At 70.4% G+C, this 1,120-nt stretch carries 1 protein-coding gene; it reads right to left on the bottom strand.

Annotated features, from left to right (window positions below; all coding sequences use genetic code 11):
* Positions 1 to 1,120, bottom strand: a 1,120-nt coding sequence (locus OR16_RS38735) for an ImcF-related family protein (protein WP_006164858.1), incomplete at both ends; no start/stop codon positions are given.

Raw genomic sequence — 1,120 nt, forward strand, 5'->3', positions numbered from 1 at the left:
TAGACGGTGTCCTCGGCGTTGCGCTCCCCGATCACGGCCAGCAGCGTCTGGCGTGCGCCGGCGACCAGCTCGGGCCGCGGGGCGACGCGCAAGGCCGGGTTGGCCTGCAGGTGGTGCGCATAGAACTTGAGCAGCCGCTCGGCGAGATCCTGCTGCTCGCCCGGCGTGAGCCTGGCGTCGGTGGACCAATGCGGCACCAGTTGCGCGGCCAGGAAAGCCGGCTCGGCGCGCTCGGGGTTGGCCAGCATCAGGTAGGACTTGAGCGCCTGGTGGCCGCCCAGCGCCATCCGGTTGGTTGCCGCATCCAGCATCGTGGTCCGCAGTTGCGCGAGATCCACCAGGGACGCCTCCAGATCCCGTTGCACGGGCGCGACCAGCAACTCGCGGCCGGCCTGCGTGTATGGCTTCCACAGCGCCGCGAGGACCGCCGGATCGCGATTCAGGCCAAAGCGGGTGGCGAGCGGCGCGTGATGCTGGGTGCGGTACTCGTAGCGCTCGATCTGCTGCTGCAAGGCGAGCAGCGCGCGCAAGCGCGCGGCCGGGTTGGGGGCCGACTGGATGTTGTTCACGGCCTGCTGGGCGGCTTGCACGTCCCGTCCGTTCAGCACACCGGATACCACCATGCCGGCACCCCACAGGCCGATGGCCGTCAGGGCCACAACGGAGAACACCGCGACCGGGTGCCAGCCGACGCGCTGGCCGGGTTGGCGGCGAGCCGCCTCGCCCAGGTACTGCCAGAGCGGCAGCTCGGCGCTGGTCGGCGCGTTTGCATCGCCGGGGGCAGGCCGTGGATACGGCGCAAAGACAATGCCGCCGACCGGGATGCGCCGGCGCCGCCCGCCGTTCAGGCCGGCAATCCATTCGGCGAGCGCCTTGCTGCGCGTGTCGAGTTGCTGGGAAAGCGTTCCCATGTAGCGGTCGCGCTCGTTCTGCATCAGTTGCGCGACGCCGTGCTGCAACAGGCGGTCACGCACCACGAGCAGCGCCTTCTCGATGGCGGCCGCATCCGCAAGACGCGGCAGTTCGCAACCGATGACCGGCGTATTGCCGTTGGCGACCGCGTCCGTCAGGGCCACATCGAGCACGTAGACCGGGGCGGACCAGCGCAGCACCTCGGCGA

This window comes from Cupriavidus basilensis OR16 (assembly GCF_000243095.1).
GTDB classification, from domain to species: domain Bacteria; phylum Pseudomonadota; class Gammaproteobacteria; order Burkholderiales; family Burkholderiaceae; genus Cupriavidus; species Cupriavidus basilensis_D.